This is a genomic window from Labrys sp. 22185 (genome assembly GCF_052045555.1).
In the GTDB taxonomy this organism is placed as follows: Bacteria; Pseudomonadota; Alphaproteobacteria; order Rhizobiales; family Labraceae; genus Labrys; species Labrys neptuniae.
Genome location: NZ_JBQEPH010000004.1, coordinates 148,309 through 164,947, shown reverse-complemented (window position 1 = coordinate 164,947; position 16,639 = coordinate 148,309). Strand labels below are relative to the sequence as shown.

Genomic DNA, 16,639 nt, shown 5'->3' with positions numbered 1-16,639 from the left:
TAGCAACAATGACACAGGAAACGCATGCCATGGCCTCCGCACGACTCGCAGACCTCTGGGACGACGCCGTCGCAAATTCCCTCGATGAACCAGGCAAGCTGCTCTATCGCTCCAATCTGCTGGGTTCGGACCTGCGCATCACCAATTTCGGCGGCGGCAACACCTCGGCCAAGGTCAAGGCGACCGATCCGCTGACGCGCCAGGAGGTCACCGTGCTCTGGGTCAAGGGCTCGGGAGGCGACATCGGCTCGATGAAGCTCGACGGCTTCTCGACCCTCTATCTCGACAAGCTCGAAGCGCTGAAGGGGCTCTATCGCGGCCTGACGCATGAGGACGAGATGGTCGGCTACCTGCCGCACTGCACCTTCGACCTCAATCCGCGGGCGGCCTCCATCGACACGCCGCTGCACGCCTTCGTGCCGAAGATCCATGTCGACCATGTCCATCCCGACGCCGTGATCGCCATCGCCGCCTCTAGGAACGCCGAGAAGCTGACGCAGGAGATCTTCGGCGGCGAGATCGGCTTCCTACCCTGGCAGCGGCCCGGCTTCGACCTCGGCCTCAAGCTCTCCAAACTGGCCACGGAGAATCCCCACCTCACCGGCGTGGTGCTCGGCGGACATGGCCTGTTCACCTGGGATGACGATGCCAAGGCCTGCTACCAGCTCACCTTGCGCATCATCCAGAAGGCAGCCGACTGGCTTGAAGCCAAGGCAAGCAAGCCGGCCTTCGAGGGCAGCAAGACCACGTCCCTGCCCGCTGCCGAGCGGGCCGCCATCGCCACCCGCCTGATGCCTGAAATCCGCGGCCGCATCGGCAAGGCCCAGGCCAAGTCTGGCCATTTCACCGATGCGCCCGAAGTACTGGAATTCGTCAATTCGAACGCGCTCGACAAGCTCGCGCCGCTCGGCACCTCCTGCCCCGACCATTTCCTGCGCACCAAAATCCGCCCGCTGGTGATCCCCTTCGCCGGCGACATCGAGGCCACCATCGCTTCGCTCGACGGCCTGATCGAAGCCTATCGTGCCGACTACGCCGCCTATTACGCGCGCTGCAAGCATGCCGATTCCCCGGCCATGCGCGATCCCAATGCCGTGATATACCTGGTGCCGGGCGTGGGCATGCTCTCCTTCGCCGCCGACAAGGCGACGGCCCGCATCGCCGCCGAATTCTATGTCAACGCCATCAATGTGATGCGCGGGGCTAGCGGCGTCGACACCTATGTCGGCCTGCCCGAGCAGGAAGCCTTCAACATCGAATACTGGCTGCTCGAGGAGGCCAAGCTCCAGCGCATGCCCAAGCCCAAGGGCCTGGCCGGGCGCACCGCTTTGGTCACCGGCGGCGCCGGCGGCATCGGCCGGGCGATCGCCGCCCGCCTGATGCAGGAAGGCGCCAATGCCGTGCTGGCCGATATCGACCAGGCCTCTCTCGACGCGGCCGTCGCCGATTTCGGCAAGCTGTTCGGCAAGGACAGGGTGCGTGGCATCGCGATGGACGTCACCGACGAGGCCAGCGTGATCGCTGCCTTCGAGGAAACCGCGCGCAGCTATGGCGGCATCGACATCGTGGTCAACAATGCCGGCATCTCCTCGGCCGCTGCGGTCGAGGACACCACGCTGGAACTGTGGAACCGCAACATTTCCATCCTCGCTACCGGCTATTTCCTGGTGGCACGCGAGGGCTATCGCCTGATGAAGAACGAGGGCAATGGCGGCTCCCTGGTGTTCATCGCCTCCAAGAACGGCGTCTCCGCCTCGGCTGGTGCCTCGGCCTATTGCACCGCCAAGGCTGCGGAAATCCATCTCGCCCGCTGCATGGCCCTGGAAGGGGCGCCGCACGGCATCCGCGTCAACGTCGTCAACCCCGACGCTGTGCTGCGCGGCTCCAAGATCTGGCAGGGCGAATGGCGCCAGCAGCGTGCCGCCTCCAACAAGATCGGCGAGGACGACCTGGAGGAGTTCTACCGCAAGCGCTCCTTGCTGCAGCGCTCCGTCTATCCCGAGGACATTGCCGAGGCCGTCTACTTCTTCGCCTCGGACCTCTCGGCTAAGTCCACCGGCAATTTCCTCAACGTCGATGCCGGCAATGTGGTGAGCTTCACGCGCTAAGATGCCAGGTTGCAATTGAACTCGTTAGACAGAATTGTTATTTTGTCTAACGAGGAGCCACCAATGCTGAAATCGTCCCATCAAAGCCCGACACTTCCCCAGAACCCGAGGCGGCAGTCGGTGATTGATACGGCGCGCCGGCTTGGGCTGCTCGGCGGCGAAAATGGCCGGATCGGCGGGCGGGTGCAGCGTGATCTCGTGGCGGCGGCCAAGGAGAAATCGGGAATCGCATCCGACACTGAACTGTTGGAATACGCCCTGGCCAGGGTCGCGCTCGAGGATGATTTCGGGGCTAAGCTCGTCCGCCGCAAGGGTCGGATCGAGAAAGACATCGACCTTGAATTTTGAGCTGGCGCGCGCACTTCGGCGCGTCAAACCCCAACGTGTCGCCGGTACGATCCGGCGACGGCCCCTTGCCGACCTGCCGAGCGTCATGACACCGATTTCGGCCGGCACCGAATTGCTGATCGACAGTTGCGTTTATATCGACATACTGCAAGGCCATACACCAGCGAGCGTCGACGATCTGCTTTCTGCGCGGATCATCAATCACTCCACGATCTGCTTGGCTGAATTGACGCATCTGTTCGGCCGCCTCGACCCGAAGCACCCGGCGACCAGGAACGTCCTGCGCGAAATACGGTACACGATCGAGGGCATTCCGGGTCACCGACTTTCGTCCCCTTCCCATACGGCAATCGGTGAAGCAGGCATGCTGGCCGGCCTGGTGGCCCGCTTGTCTGGCGTCGACAATCGCGCGAACCAATCTCTCCTCAACGATGCAGCCCTCTATCTGCAGGCTGTGGAGAATGGCTGGACTGTGCTCACCAGCAATATTCGGGATTTCGATTATTTCGATCAGCTCCTGCCGGCCGACCGGGTACTCTTCTACGAGAAGACTGCGACCACGCCAAAGCGCTGACAAACGATAGTCCCGGCACCAGCCCACGGGAGGAGGCAGGGGATTGTGCAGCCAACATTCGCGGGCTAAGCGGAGGGGTCTGTTCCATCCGCGGGAACGGCCTCCCGCAGCGCTCAAGCAGTTCACCGCTTCCCATGGCCCGGATCGCCTTCCACGCCCCGCTCAAACCAGCCGATCACCCGGTGCCGTCGGGGGATCGGGAAACGGCGCGCCTTTTTCTTGCCGCGCTGCAGGGTGCCGGTTTCGAGACCGGCATCGCCTCGACGCTGCGGACGGCGGATCCCGCCGGCGGGCGGGATTTTTCAGAACCGGCACAGGCGGAGGTGGCCCGCCTGCTTGCTCTCTATCGCGAGCAGCCACAGGAACGCCCGGCCCTGTGGTTCACCTATCACGTCTATTACAAGGCGCCGGACCTTATCGGCCCGGCGATCACCCGGGCCCTTGGCATTCCCTATGTCATCGCCGAGGGGTCACGGGCGCCCAAGCGCGCCCAAGGTGCCTGGTCAAAGGGTCATGCGCAGGCGGAAGCTGCCCTCGACGCAGCCTCGCTCATTTTCATCCTCAATCCGAACGACCGGGCCATGCTGGAGGCGGCAAGGCCTGTCGGCCAGGCCCTTGTCGACCTGCCGCCCTTCATCGATGCCGCCGGCTGGCCGCTCATGGAACGAGACCGCCCCGAACCCGGCGCGCCGTCGTCTGCCTGCCGCCTTCTCACCGTCGCCATGATGCGCGAACCCGACAAGCTGGCGTCCTACGAGATTCTGGCGGCTGCTCTGGCCGGGCTCGATGGCGACCTTTCCTGGCATCTCGACATCGTCGGCGATGGTCCGGCCCAGGCCAAGGTCGAGGCGCTGTTCGCCCCCTTCGGCCAATGCGTCACCCTGCATGGCCGCATCGACGATCGTGCCGGGCTGGCCGGTTTCTATGCGCAGGCCGATCTTGTCGCCTGGCCGGCGGTGAACGAGGCCTTCGGCATGGTCTTCCTGGAGGCGGCGCTGCAGGGCTGCCCCTCCGTCGCCGGCAAGTTCGGTGGCGTCGGCTCGGTAGTACTGGACGGGCAGACCGGCCTGCTGGCCAGGCCCGGTGACGCCGCCGATTTCGGCCACTCCCTCGCCGGTCTGATGCGCGACACTGCCCTGCTGCAGCGCCTTTCCGGCCAGGCCCTCGCCTTCGCCCGGCAGGAACGCTCGCTCGCCTCCGCCTCCCGCCGCCTGCGCGAGGCCCTGCTGCCCCTGATCCAACCGGAAAAGCCCGCCGCATGAGCCGCTCCGTCCTCATCCTCGTCACCCACCTGCTCGGCGTCGGCCATCTCGCCCGTGCAGCCGCCCTGGCGCGCGGTCTGGTCGCGGCCGGCCATCGCGTCACCCTGGTCAGCGGCGGCCGGCCAGTTCCCCTGATCCGGGTCGAGGGGGCATCCTTTGTGCAATTGCCGCCCGTGCATTGCGTCGGCGTCGATTTCCGCACGCTGCTCGGCTCCGATGGCCGTGAAATCGGCGAGGACGTCCGCCAGGCCCGCATCGATGCCATTCTGGCTGCCCTCGCCTCCGCGGACCCCGACGTGGTCGTGACCGAAACCTACCCTTTCGGCCGGCGCCAGCTCGCCACCGAATTCCGTACTTTGGTCGAGGCCGCGCGCAATCGAGCCAGGCCGGTGGCCATCCTCGCTTCCATCCGCGACATCCTCAACCCGCCGGCCAAGCCGAGCCGGGCGGAGGAGGCGGAGGCCGTCCTCGCGCGCTTCTATGACGGCGTCCTGGTGCATGGCGATGCCGTGGTCACGCCGCTTTCGGCCTCTTGGCCGACCAGCCCTGGGCTGGAGCGCATCCTGACCTATACCGGCTACATCGCCGACACGGCCACACCCGTCGAGGCCGCGTCCTCAGGCGAAATTCTGGTTTCGGGCGGTGGCAGTGCGGCCAGCCTGCCGCTCTACCGCGCCGCCATTCAGGCTGCAGCGCTTGCCGACACACCCACGCACTGGCGCCTGCTGGTCGGGCACGGTGTCGCGGCTGCTGATTTCGAGGCACTCATGGCCAGTGCCGGCCCCCAGGTCACCGTCGAGCGGGCCAGGCCGGACTTTCCCGCCTTGCTGGCGGGCGCCGCCGCCTCGGTGAGCCAGGCGGGCTACAACACCATGATCGACCTCGCCCTTGCGGGCATGCCGGCGGTGGTCGTCCCCTTCGAGCAGGGCAAGGAAGCCGAACAGCGCCTGCGCGCCGAGTGCTTCCACGCCCTCGGCCTCGCCGGCATCGTCCGCGAGGCCGATCTCTCCGGCCCCACCCTGGCGGCAGCCGTCGAAACGGCCCTGGCGCGTCCACCGGGCGAAGCACCGGTCCTTGCGCTGGACGGCATCGCCGGCAGCGTCAGGGCCGTGGAAGCGGCAGCGCAGCGGGCCGAAGACCTGGCTGGGGCCTGGACCCGTCTCGACGAGGCCCTGGCCGCCCGCCGCGAAGTCCGCCTGTGGTGGCGCGACGATGATGCGGTAGCCGCCACGCCGGCGCTCGACCGCCTGCTTGCCCTGGCGCATCGCCACGACCTGCCGCTTTCGCTGGCCGTCATCCCCGCCGCCGTCTTGCCGAGCCTGGCCGAGGCGATCGCCGAAGAATGGCAGGTCGACATTCTCGTGCATGGCTATGCCCATGCCAATCACGCCCCGCCCGGCGCCAAGAAGCAGGAACTCGGCCATCGCCCTGCCGCTGAGATACTGGCGGAGCTCGGCCAGGGCCTCTCGACGTTGCGCTCCCGCTTCGGCGCACGCTGCCTGCCCGTCCTGGTGCCGCCCTGGAACCGGATCGATCCGGCACTGATCGGCGGTCTCGCCGCTCTCGGCTTTCGCGGCCTGTCCGTCGCCGGCCCACGGCCTGCCGCTCGGCTGCATGATCTTACCGCCATCAATATTCACATCGATCCGATCGCCTGGAAACAAGGTGGCGGCCTCGTGGAGTCTATTCAGGTATTGTCACAGTTCATCAATGCCCTTGAACATGACGAACCCTTGGGCATACTCACGCATCACCTCGTACACGATGCCTGGATTTGGAGCTTTCTGGAACGGTTGTTCGAGAGGCTCAAGAATCACGCGAATATACGTTTCCTGCCGGCACATGCGTTATTTGCATGAAACGCTGGATCGAAAAACGATACACACGCCAGATAGCAGTGGCGCGCGATTGCGCGTGGGAATAGTCTGGCAACCGACAAGCACCGGAAAACGGGCATCGGAGAGACTGCGGAGCGGGGATGATCAACCAGCCGTTGCTGAGCGTGCGCGACCTCAGCGTAGACTTCCAGGGCGACACCGGCCTGGTCCATGCGGTGAAGAACGTGTCTTTCGACGTCTTCGAAGGGCAGACGCTGGCGGTGGTGGGCGAGTCCGGATCCGGTAAGTCGGTGACGGCCCAGGCCATCATGGGCCTGCTTTCCAAGACGGCGCGGGTCACCGGCGGCAGCTGCCTGTTTCGCGATCCTGCCACTGGCACGACGACGGATCTCGTCAAGCTCAATCCGAACGGGCCCGAAATGCGCGCCATCCGGGGTGGGCGTATCGCCATGATCTTCCAGGAGCCGATGACCTCGCTGTCGCCGGTGCACACCATCGGGGACCAGGTCACCGAGGCGCTGATCGTGCATACGGGCTGCTCCCGGCGCGAGGCGAATGAGCGGGCGCTCGATCTCTTCGCCAAGATCCATTTCCGCAATCCCAAGCGCATGCTCACCACCTATCCCTTCGAGCTGTCGGGCGGCATGCGCCAGCGCGCCATGATCGCCATGGCGCTGATCTGCCGGCCGGCCCTGCTGGTCGCGGATGAGCCGACCACCGCGCTCGACGTCACCACCCAGGCGCAGATCCTCGCCCTCATCAAGGAAATCCAGGACGCCAAGAGCGCCGTGAACCAGAGCATGGCGGTGATCTTCATCACCCATGATCTCGGCGTGGTCGCCAACATGGCCGACGAGGTCGTGGTGATGTATCGCGGCGAGGTGATGGAACTCGGCGGCCGCGATGCCATCTTCCAGCATCCGGAGCACGACTACCTCAAGGCCCTGATGCGGGCCGTGCCTCATTTCAACATGAAGCCGGGCGAAAGGCTGAAGCCCCTGCGGGAAATCGCCGTGCCGCCGCGCGGGGCCGCCGCACCTGCTCCGGCCACTGCGGGCAGCGGCCCGGTCCTCCAGGTCGAGAATGTCTCCAAGATCTTCACGATGCGATCGGGCATGTGGTCGGGCCGTGCGGAGACGATCCAGGCTCTGACCAATGTCTCGCTCTCGCTCGAACGCGGCACCACCTTGGGCCTCGTCGGCGAATCCGGCTCGGGCAAGACCACCCTGTCGCGCATGATCATGCGCGCACCCGGCAGCGCACCGGACAGCGGCGAGGTCCGCTTCGACGACGGCAGCGGCCCGCGTGACGTGTTCACGCTGGAAGGCGAGGCGCTCAAGGCCTATCGCCGCTCGGTCCAATTCGTGTTCCAGGACCCGTTCTCCAGCCTCAATCCACGCATGACGGTGTTCGACATCCTGTCCGAACCCCTGCGGATCCACAGCATCGGTACCGCCGACGAACGGCATGAGCGGGTCAAGTCCCTGCTCGAACTGGTCGGGCTCGAACCGCAATATATGCGTCGCTACCCGCATTCCTTCTCGGGCGGCCAGCGCCAGCGCATCGGCCTTGCCCGCGCCTTGGCGCTGGAGCCCAAGGTGATCCTGTGCGACGAGCCGACCTCGGCCCTCGACGTCTCGGTCCAGGCCCAGATCCTCAATCTGCTCAAGGACCTGCAGGCCGCGCTCGGCGTCTCCTATCTGTTCGTGTCCCACAACCTGGCGGTGGTCGAATACATGGCCCGCGACATCGCCGTGATGTGCCGCGGCCATATCGTGGAACAGGCACCGCGCGAGGTGCTGTTCCGTTCGCCCCAGCATCCCTATACCAAGGCCCTGCTGCAGGCCATTCCGGACGTCGACCTCGCCAACCCGCTCGACTTCGCCAAGCTGAAGACCGGCAATGCCTCCCAGCCCGAGAAATGGCCGGCCCCCTTCGCCATCCTTCCGAACGCCCCGCCGCCCATCATGGTGGAGGTGGAGCCCCGCCATTTCGTCCGCCTCGGCGCCGACGCGGCCGACCAGCGCAGGGGAGAAGCGGCGTGAACACCATCCTCAAGCACATTGCAGCCGCTCTCGGCCTCTCCTTCTTCCTGGCGGGTCCTGCCATCGCGGATCCGCCGCCGGCTCCCGCCGAACCGCCTTCCCTGGTCGCCAAGATCGCCAGCGGCGAGTTGCCGCCGCTGCTCGATCGCATGCCGAAGGTGCCGCTGGTGGCCGACATGCTGGCCCGCAACCGCAGCCTGGGTGATTATGGCGGCGAGATCCGCACCCTGGCATCCAAAGCCCGGGACCTGCGCTACATCAACGTCATCGGCTATACCCGCCTCGTCGGCTATGACGAGCATCTCAACCTCGAGCCGGACATCCTGCAGGCCGTCGACAGCCAGGACGACAAGGTCTTCACCTTCACCTTGCGCGAAGGCCACCGCTGGTCGGACGGCGCCCCCTTCACCACCGAGGATTTCCGCTTCTACTGGGAGGATGTCGCCCTCAATTCGAAGCTCAATCCCACCGGCCCGCCTGCCTTCATGCTGGTCGACGGCGAGAAGCCGAAGGTGGAGGTGCTCGACGCCACCCATATCCGCTACAGCTGGTCCAAGCCCAATCCGGGCTTCCTGCCGTCGCTGGCGGGACCACGACCGATCTGGATCTATTCGCCGGCTCACTATCTCAAGCAGTTCCACAAGAAATATGGGGATGCGGACAAGCTCGCCCAGATGGCCGCGGACCGGCAGATGATGTCCTGGGCAGCGCTCTATAACAAGCTCGACGATCCCTATGAGAACTCCAATCCGGACATGCCGACGCTCGATCCCTGGCATGTGGTGACCAAGGCGCCGGCCCAGCAATATGTGTTCGAGCGCAATCCCTATTTCCACCGGGTCGACCCTCGCGGGCGGCAGCTTCCCTATATCGACCGCATCGTGGTCTCGATCTCGTCCGGCGGCCTGTTCGCCGCCAAGGCCAATGCGGGCGAGGTCGATCTGCTGGCCTGGGGACTGAGCACCAGCGACATTCCCACGCTCAAGGAAGGTGAGGCCAGCCACGCCTATCGCACGCTGGCCTGGCCGATTGCACGCGGCTCGGCCTTCGCCTTGTTTCCCAACCTCACCTGCAACGACCCGGTCTGGCGCGCCGTGATGCGGGACGTGCGCTTCCGCCGCGCCCTGTCGCTGGCGATCGACCGGCACACGCTCAACAATTCCCTATGGTTCCGGCTCGGCATCGAGGGCAACAACACCGTGATGCCGGAAAGCGCCCTCTACAGCGAGGACGACCGCAAGCGCTGGGCCACCTATGACCCCGCGCTCGCCAAGAAGCTGCTGGACGAGGCCGGCCTCAACAAGCGCAACGCCGCCGGTTTCCGCCTGCTGCCGGACGGGCGGGAAGCGGAACTGATCGTCGAGGTCGCCGGCACCGCGCGCGACATCGCCGATGCGCTCGAGATCACCAGCGAATTCTGGCAGGATGTCGGTCTCAAGGTGGTGGTGAAGGCCGAGGACAGCAACGACCTTGCCAAGCGTTCCTTCTCGGGCGTCACCCTGATGGTGGCGAGCGAAGGCCTGGAGAACGCCATCCCGACCGCGCTGATGCCGCCCAACGGCCTGGCTCCGTTGCGCCAGGACAATTACTCCTGGCCCAAATGGGGCCAATATGCCGAAACTGGCGGCATGGCGGGTGAAAAACCCGACATGCCCGAAGCGGTCGAGTTGATGTCCCTGTGGGAACAGTGGATGAATGCAACCACACTGAACGCCCAGGCAGCCGTCTGGCGCGACATGCTCGCCCTCCATGCCGACCAGCAGTTCAGCATCGGCACCGTGCAGGGCGCGCTCAAGCCCATCGTCGTCAACAAGGCCATCCGCAACATCCCCAAGAAGGCTGTGTTTTCCTGGGAGCCGACAGCACTGATCGGTGTCTATCGCGTCGATGAATTCTACTACGACAACATCGTCGTGACGGGGAATACGCCATGATGCGCTACGTGCTGCGCCGCTTCGCCACCATGGTGGTGACGCTGCTGCTGATCTCGCTTCTGATCTTCATCGTGATCAAGCTGCCGCCCGGCGACTTCCTGACCAACAAGATCAACGAGCTCAGGGCCCAGGGCGAGGCGGCCAGCATCGCCAAGGCGGAGGCAATGCGGGCGCAATACGGCCTCGACAAGCCGCTGCTCCACCAATACGCCACCTGGCTCGGCGTGCTGCCCGGCCCCGACGGTTTCAAGGGTCTGCTGCAGGGCCATTGGGGCTGGTCGTTCGAATATGAGCAGCCCGTGAAGGTGGTAGTGGGCGACGCCCTGCTGCTGACCGTCCTGCTCAATCTGGCCGTGATCGTCTTTATCCACCTCGTCGCCATCCCGATCGCCATCTATTCGGCCACCCGCCGCAATTCCGTCGGCGCGCATCTGGTGACGTTCCTGGGCTATATCGGCCTGGCGACGCCCAGCTTTCTGCTCGCCCTCGCGCTGCTGTTCTATCTCAACCGCTGGTTCGGCATTTCGATCGGCGGCATGTTCGGGCCCGACTATACCGATGCACCCTGGTCGTTCGGCAAGCTCGGCTCCTTCCTCAGCCATATGATCGTGCCGGTGGTGGTGATCGGCCTCGCCGGCACCGCTGGCATGATAAGGCGGCTGCGTGCCAACCTGCTCGACGAGCTCGCCAAGCAATATACGGTCACGGCCAAGGCCAAGGGACTGCCGCCGGGCCGTGCCCTCCTGAAATACCCCTTCCGCATCGCGCTCAATCCCTTCGTGGCCGATATCGGCAATCTCCTGCCCAGCATCGTCTCGGGCTCGGCCATCGTTTCGATCGTGCTGAGCCTGCCCACGATCGGCCCGATCCTGGTGCAGGCCCTGCGCATCCAGGACCAGTATCTGGCGGGTTTCATCCTGCTCTTCGTTGCCTTCCTCACGGTGGTCGGCATGTTCATCGCGGATCTCGCCCTCGCCGTGCTCGATCCGCGCATCCGTATCGGCACCGGCAAATAGGACTGTAATGACCGAGTTGCGATCGCCCCATTACGTCAATCCGGCTCCCTTCGACCCCTATGTCGCCAAGAAGATGACGGCCGAGGAGGAGCGCTTCTACCGCGCATCCTCCGCCACGCTGATCTGGTGGAAGTTCAGGCGTAACCGGCCGGCTTTGTTTGCCGGCATCTTCCTGGCGCTGGTCTATCTGTCGCTGCCTTTCGTGGAGGTCATTGCCCCCTATTCCCTGAACCAGCGCAACGCCGACTATCTCTATACGCCGCCGCAGAGCGTGCATCTGTTTCACGACGGGCAGTTCGTCGGCCCCTTCGTCTATCCCGTGAACTTCGCCATCCGCGACATCGAGAGCCCGCAATTCCCGGGCATCTACCAGGTCGACAAGACCAAGCCCCAGGCGCTGCGTTTCTTCTGCAGCGGCGAACGCTACAAGATGTGGGGCTTGTTTGAGGGCAATTTCCATCTGGTCTGCCCGCCCGAAAACGGCACCGCCTTCCTGCTCGGGACGGACCGGCTCGGCCGTGACATGCTCTCGCGCATCATCTATGGCGCCCGCATCTCCCTCACCGTGGGTCTGATCGGCATCGCGGTCTCCTTCACGATCGGCCTGACCCTGGGCGGACTTGCCGGCTATATCGGCGGCATCGTCGACGCCCTGGTGATGCGCCTGATCGAGGTGCTCCGCTCGCTGCCGGAACTGCCGCTCTGGCTCGCTCTGTCGGCCGCCCTGCCGGCCAATTGGAGCCCGGTGATCGTCTTTCTCGGCATCACCATCATTCTCGGCCTGCTCGACTGGCCAGGCCTGGCGCTGGCGGTGCGCTCGAAGGTGAAATCGCTGCGCAACGAGGATTTCGTGCATGCCGCCGAGATGATGGGAGCCTCGCGGGCCCGCATCATCGGCCGCCACCTCCTGCCCAATTTCATGAGCCACCTGATCGCCAGCGCCACCCTGTCGATCCCGGCGATGATCCTGGGCGAAACGGCGCTGTCCTTCCTCGGGCTCGGCCTGCGCCCACCCGTGGTGAGTTGGGGCGTCCTGCTCAACTCCGCCCAGAATCTCGGCGCCATCAACCTGTATCCCTGGCTGCTGATCCCGATGATCCCGGTGATGCTGGTCGTGCTCGCCTTCAACTTCTTCGGCGACGGCCTCAGGGATGCGGCCGATCCCTATCATTGAGGCGTGCGCATTACGGTGATGGTCGTTGGTATGCCGGTCTCCAGACCGGCATACCTTTCCCACCGCCCATTCATAGTTCCGGGGCCGTGGCCTGCACCCCCTCTCTGAAATTCGAATGGAACCGATGCCCAGGAAACTTTTCGGATCGGTGATCCTAATTGTTCCACCCAGACGGATGCGCTAGGGTTTGGATTATGGCCGCGATGAGAGCGGGATCCCATGGCTTTGCAGTCCAAGCTCTTTCGCGGCGATCCCAAGCTGGAAGCAGCCGCGCAACTCGATGCCGCGCATATCGTGCCCGGCTCCCACGGCTCGCATGTCGGCAAGATCCAGCAAGCCCTGACCGAACTCGACGGCGCCACGCTGGCCCGGGACGAGATCTATGGGCCGGCGACGGCGGCAGCCGTGCTGTCCTACAAGCAGAAGCGCAACATCATCAATCGCGCCTATCAGACGCAGGCCGATAATATCGTCGGTAAATTAACCATCGCGAGCCTGGACAGCGAAATGGCGGCAAAGGAAAACGGGCCGGCACCTGTCCCGCCGTCTCCTCCATTCCCCCCCGAGCCCCCCGAGCCTCCGCCGTATCCGAGGCTCAATTTCGCGATGACCGACCCTTCGATCTACGTGACCGTCCAAGGCTCGATCACGTCGGGAACGGCACCCTCGAGGAAAGCCATCGATCCTGGATCTTTTATCGGAACTGGCAAGACCCGGTGGATCGATCTGCCTGCCATCACCGCGAAAACAGCAACCCTCAAAGTGGAAAAAAAGGGGCAGATATTCTGGGTCGTCGCCTGCGTGCCCGATGGCACCATCGTTTCCCACAAGCTTCACATATTCTTCCATCCGACCCCGGTGCAGGTCTATCCCGACAAGCCAGGCGGAAAGCCCGTCGCCCACATCATCGCCGACGACCGGACCTATGACAGCTTGGGCCAGGACTGGAAGGATCTTGCGCAGAGATACCTCAACATAACGGCCCCGCAATTGGGAGCGGCAATAAAGGTGCCATTCCTGATTGTGCTGATGCGCAATGCGGCCGCGAACCATCCGACGGCGGCCAATGACGTCTTCGCGGATCGACCGCTGGATACGCTGTATGAAATCCTGACAGTGGTCCATGACAAGATGATCAATCCGGCCGCGGAGGCGCCGGCCCTTCCCTTGTCGATGGACCACGTGGAAATCGGTACGACCAGTTTCAGCTCCGGCATCGCCTACCATGCCAATTTCTTCAACCGGATCTGGACTCACGGCAGCTATCTGGAGGCCATAGATCTCGACAGCACCTATATCGTGACCGGGCATAACGACATCTCGCCGCGCAAGGGCGGTCCGACGATCAAGAGGCATACGCAGAAGGAGGGCCTGCCGAGCACGCTCACCCAGGCGCATTTTCCGCCTTCTCGCTGGGATGGCAACGCCCCCAATGCGCCAAAGGGCGCCGACAAAATTCCCGTGCCCCCTTCGACCGGCCACGTTCATCATCTCATCATGGACTATACATTCCATGGCGCCATGACAAACAGCCGGCTCAAGCCATAATACCCATCCCGTAAATCATTACAGTAGTGCCGGGCTTTTGGTGCTGCCCGAAGAGCCAGCCTCATGCGGCCTCCCAGACCGGGAAGGGATCGCTGAGATGGCGATAGGCCTTCGGGTCGAAGCGGCTCCCGCCGGCAGGCTGCACAAGGCAATCGTCCAGGGCCTTGCGGATCGCGGCCTCGTCCAGGCTGGTGCCGATGAAGACCAGTTCCTGGCGCCGATCACCCCAGACGTCGTCCCAGTTGCGCTCGAGGATGCGCCACCAATCGGGGTGGTCGGGCCAGTGCCGCCGCGGGATGGCCGCCCACCAACGCCCCATCGCGCTCACGCGGGCGATGGCGCCGGCCAGCGAGAACTCGCCCACCCAGTCGGGCCGCGTCGCCAGCCAGAAATGACCCTTGGCCCGGATCAGCCCCGGCCAGGTCCTCTCGACGAAGGCGTTGAACTTGTCGGGATCGAAAGGCCGCCGCGCGCGATAGACGAAGCTGGCGATGCCATATTCCTCGGTCTCGGGCACGTGCTCGGCGAAGCCGTAGAGTTCCTTGTACCAGAGGGGATGGCGCTGCGCCTTCTCCTCGTCGAACAGGCCGGTATCGAGCACCGCCTCCAGCGCGACCTTGCCGAAATCCGTCTCGACGATGCGCGCATCGGCATTCAGGGCCTGCACGACCTTGCGCACCAGTGCGAGCCGCTCGACCGGGACCTGCGAGGCCTTGTTGATCACCACGACATCGGCAAACTCGATCTGCTCGACCAGGAGATCGACGATGGTGCGCTCGTCCCCCGCACCCGCCGTCTCGCCGCGATCGCGCAGGAAGTCGTTGGAGCCGTAGTCGGCCAGCAGGTTCGCTGCGTCGACGACCGTGACCATGGTGTCGAGGCGCGCGACGTCCGACAGGCTCTCGCCCGCCTCGTCCCGAAAGGAAAAGGTGCTGGCGACCGGCAGCGGCTCGGCAATGCCGGTGCCCTCGATCAGGAGATAGTCGAAGCGGCCTTCCTCGCTCAGGCGGCGGACCTCGGAGAGGAGATCGTCGCGCAAGGTGCAGCAGATGCAGCCATTGGTCATCTCCACCAGCTTCTCGTCGGTCCGCGACAGGCCGCTGCCGCCGTCGCGCACGAGATCGGCATCGATATTGACCTCGCTCATGTCGTTGACGATCACCGCAACCCGTCTTCCCTCCCGGTTGTTGAGGACATGGTTCAGGAGAGTGGTCTTGCCAGCCCCCAGGAACCCCGACAGCACGGTCACCGGCAGCCTCTCGTCTTCGATCTCCATCATGACTCCATAGGTAATGTTATAACATAACATTACCTATGGCTCCTCCGCTTGGCAAGCCGCTTCGACCTCAAAAGCCATCGCGCTCGTTGCGGTGGCACTCGAACCGTGCAGGCGTGCAACGCCCGCTTGCCTTCCGCCCCGCCCTGGCGGATATGCAGGACATGCAGTCCCCGCTCGCTTCCGCTCTCCTCGCCCGCATCCAAGCCCGACAGGCCGTGATCGGCATCATCGGCCTGGGCTATGTCGGCCTGCCGCTCGCCATCGCCATTGCCGGCGCAGGCTTCAAAGTGCTGGGTTTCGACATCGATCTCAGGCGCGTGGCTGCCCTCAACGAGGGCAACGGGCTGATCAAGCACATCTCTAACGCGCCGATCCGCGAGGCCATCGCCAAGGGGCTGTTCGAGGCTACCGCGGATTTCACCCGGCTGGACGAGCCCGACGCCATCCTGATCTGCGTGCCGACGCCGCTGACGCGCCAGCGCGAGCCCGACATGTCCTATGTCGCCAACTCGACCGCCTCGATCGCGGCCAGGCTGCGGCGCGGCCAGCTGGTTATCCTGGAATCCTCGACCTGGCCCGGCACCACCGAGCAATTGATGAAGCCGGCGCTGGAGGCTGACGGCCTGGTCTGCGGCCAGGATTTCTTCCTCGCCTTCTCGCCCGAGCGCGAGGATCCGGGCAATCCCGTCTACGGCACCCAGAACATTCCCAAGGTGGTCGGCGGCGACGGTACCGATGCGCTCGCCTTGGCCAAAGCCCTTTACGACGCCTTCGTGAGCGCCACCGTGCCGGTCTCCTCGCCGGCGGCGGCGGAGGCGGTCAAGCTCACCGAGAACATCTTCCGCTCGGTGAATATCGCCCTCGTCAACGAATTGAAGGTGATCTACGACGCCATGGGGCTCGACGTCTGGGAGATCATCGAGGCCGCCAAGACCAAGCCTTTCGGCTACATGCCCTTCTATCCCGGCCCGGGGCTCGGCGGACACTGCATCCCGATCGACCCCTTCTATCTGACCTGGAAGGCGCGCGAATTCGACATCGCCACGCGCTTCATCGAGCTGGCCGGCCAGATCAACACCGCCATGCCGCGCCATGTCGTCGACCGCCTCGCGGAAGCCCTCGACAAGCGCTTCAGGCGCGGCCTCAACGGCGCCCGCGTCCTGCTGATCGGCATCGCCTACAAGAAGAATGTCGACGACGTCAGGGAGAGCGCCTCCTTCAAGCTGATCGAGATCCTGGAAGAGCGCGGGGCACTGACCGATTTCCACGACCCCCATGCCCAGGTGATCCCCAAGACGCGGGAGCATGCCGCCCTTGCCGGCCGCCGCTCGGTGGCGCTGACGGCCGCGACGCTTGCCGGCTACGATGCCGTGCTGGTCGCCACCGACCATGACGGCATCGACTATGCCCTGGTTGCCAGCGCGGCACGGCTGGTGGTCGACACCCGCAACGCCTGCGCCAAGGCCGGCGCCGACATGGCGAAGGTGGTCAAGGCGTAGATCCTGGAGCGCGG

12 protein-coding genes are annotated in these 16,639 nt (G+C 64.7%); 11 read left to right on the top strand and 1 reads right to left on the bottom strand.

The genetic code is table 11. The annotated features are described in order from the left end of the window. The first annotated feature begins 29 nt into the window (after positions 1-29). The 10 genes from ACTJKX_RS10705 to ACTJKX_RS10660 all read left to right on the top strand — a co-directional run bounded on the left by ACTJKX_RS10705 (position 30) and on the right by ACTJKX_RS10660 (position 13,847). The gene (locus tag ACTJKX_RS10705; RefSeq protein ID WP_440725244.1) at positions 30-2,108 is read left to right on the top strand and encodes a bifunctional rhamnulose-1-phosphate aldolase/short-chain dehydrogenase; all 2,079 of its coding nucleotides are present in this window, start codon (positions 30-32) and stop codon (positions 2,106-2,108) included. Positions 2,109-2,171: 63 nt separating this feature from the next. Then, positions 2,172-2,456, top strand: a complete 285-nt coding sequence (locus ACTJKX_RS10700) for a hypothetical protein (protein WP_311934562.1) — start codon at positions 2,172-2,174, stop codon at positions 2,454-2,456. Continuing rightward, positions 2,446-3,030 carry a type II toxin-antitoxin system VapC family toxin gene (locus ACTJKX_RS10695; protein ID WP_440725243.1) on the top strand — a complete coding sequence of 195 codons (585 nt, stop codon included), beginning with the start codon at positions 2,446-2,448 and terminating at the stop codon, positions 3,028-3,030. The genes ACTJKX_RS10700 and ACTJKX_RS10695 overlap by 11 nt, the downstream gene beginning before the upstream one ends. Positions 3,031-3,164: 134 nt before the next feature. Continuing rightward, a complete protein-coding gene (locus ACTJKX_RS10690) occupies positions 3,165-4,292 on the top strand; it encodes a glycosyltransferase family 4 protein (protein ID WP_440725242.1) in 1,128 nt (375 codons plus the stop codon). Then, positions 4,289-6,151, top strand: coding sequence for a glycosyltransferase (locus ACTJKX_RS10685; protein ID WP_440725241.1), 1,863 nt, complete (start codon positions 4,289-4,291; stop codon positions 6,149-6,151). Before ACTJKX_RS10690 ends, ACTJKX_RS10685 begins: the two co-directional genes overlap by 4 nt. 119 nt (positions 6,152-6,270) lie before the next feature. After that, positions 6,271-8,175, top strand: a complete 1,905-nt coding sequence (locus tag ACTJKX_RS10680; protein ID WP_440725240.1) for an ABC transporter ATP-binding protein — start codon at positions 6,271-6,273, stop codon at positions 8,173-8,175. Next, the gene (locus ACTJKX_RS10675) at positions 8,172-10,109 is read left to right on the top strand and encodes an ABC transporter substrate-binding protein (RefSeq protein ID WP_440725239.1); all 1,938 of its coding nucleotides are present in this window, start codon (positions 8,172-8,174) and stop codon (positions 10,107-10,109) included. Before ACTJKX_RS10680 ends, ACTJKX_RS10675 begins: the two co-directional genes overlap by 4 nt. Beyond that, positions 10,106-11,125: an ABC transporter permease gene (locus tag ACTJKX_RS10670; protein WP_367626198.1), complete on the top strand. Its 1,020-nt coding sequence runs from the start codon at positions 10,106-10,108 to the stop codon at positions 11,123-11,125. The genes ACTJKX_RS10675 and ACTJKX_RS10670 overlap by 4 nt, the downstream gene beginning before the upstream one ends. Positions 11,126-11,132: 7 nt before the next feature. Continuing rightward, complete coding sequence (locus tag ACTJKX_RS10665) at positions 11,133-12,299, top strand: ABC transporter permease (protein ID WP_311934555.1); 1,167 nt, start codon at positions 11,133-11,135, stop codon at positions 12,297-12,299. Positions 12,300-12,518: 219 nt separating this feature from the next. Next, positions 12,519-13,847 (top strand): peptidoglycan-binding domain-containing protein, encoded by a 1,329-nt coding sequence (locus ACTJKX_RS10660; protein WP_394310978.1) that lies wholly within the window; start codon positions 12,519-12,521, stop codon positions 13,845-13,847. Positions 13,848-13,908: 61 nt separating this feature from the next. On the opposite strand, the gene zigA is transcribed toward ACTJKX_RS10660, so the two are convergent. Then, on the bottom strand, positions 13,909-15,123 hold the full coding sequence (zigA, locus tag ACTJKX_RS10655) for a zinc metallochaperone GTPase ZigA (RefSeq protein WP_440725373.1): 1,215 nt from the start codon (positions 15,121-15,123) through the stop codon (positions 13,909-13,911). A 155-nt stretch (positions 15,124-15,278) separates the two neighbouring features. On the opposite strand from zigA, the gene ACTJKX_RS10650 reads away from it, so the two are divergent. Beyond that, positions 15,279-16,625: a nucleotide sugar dehydrogenase gene (locus tag ACTJKX_RS10650; RefSeq protein WP_440725372.1), complete on the top strand. Its 1,347-nt coding sequence runs from the start codon at positions 15,279-15,281 to the stop codon at positions 16,623-16,625. The last annotated feature ends 14 nt before the right edge of the window (positions 16,626-16,639 follow it).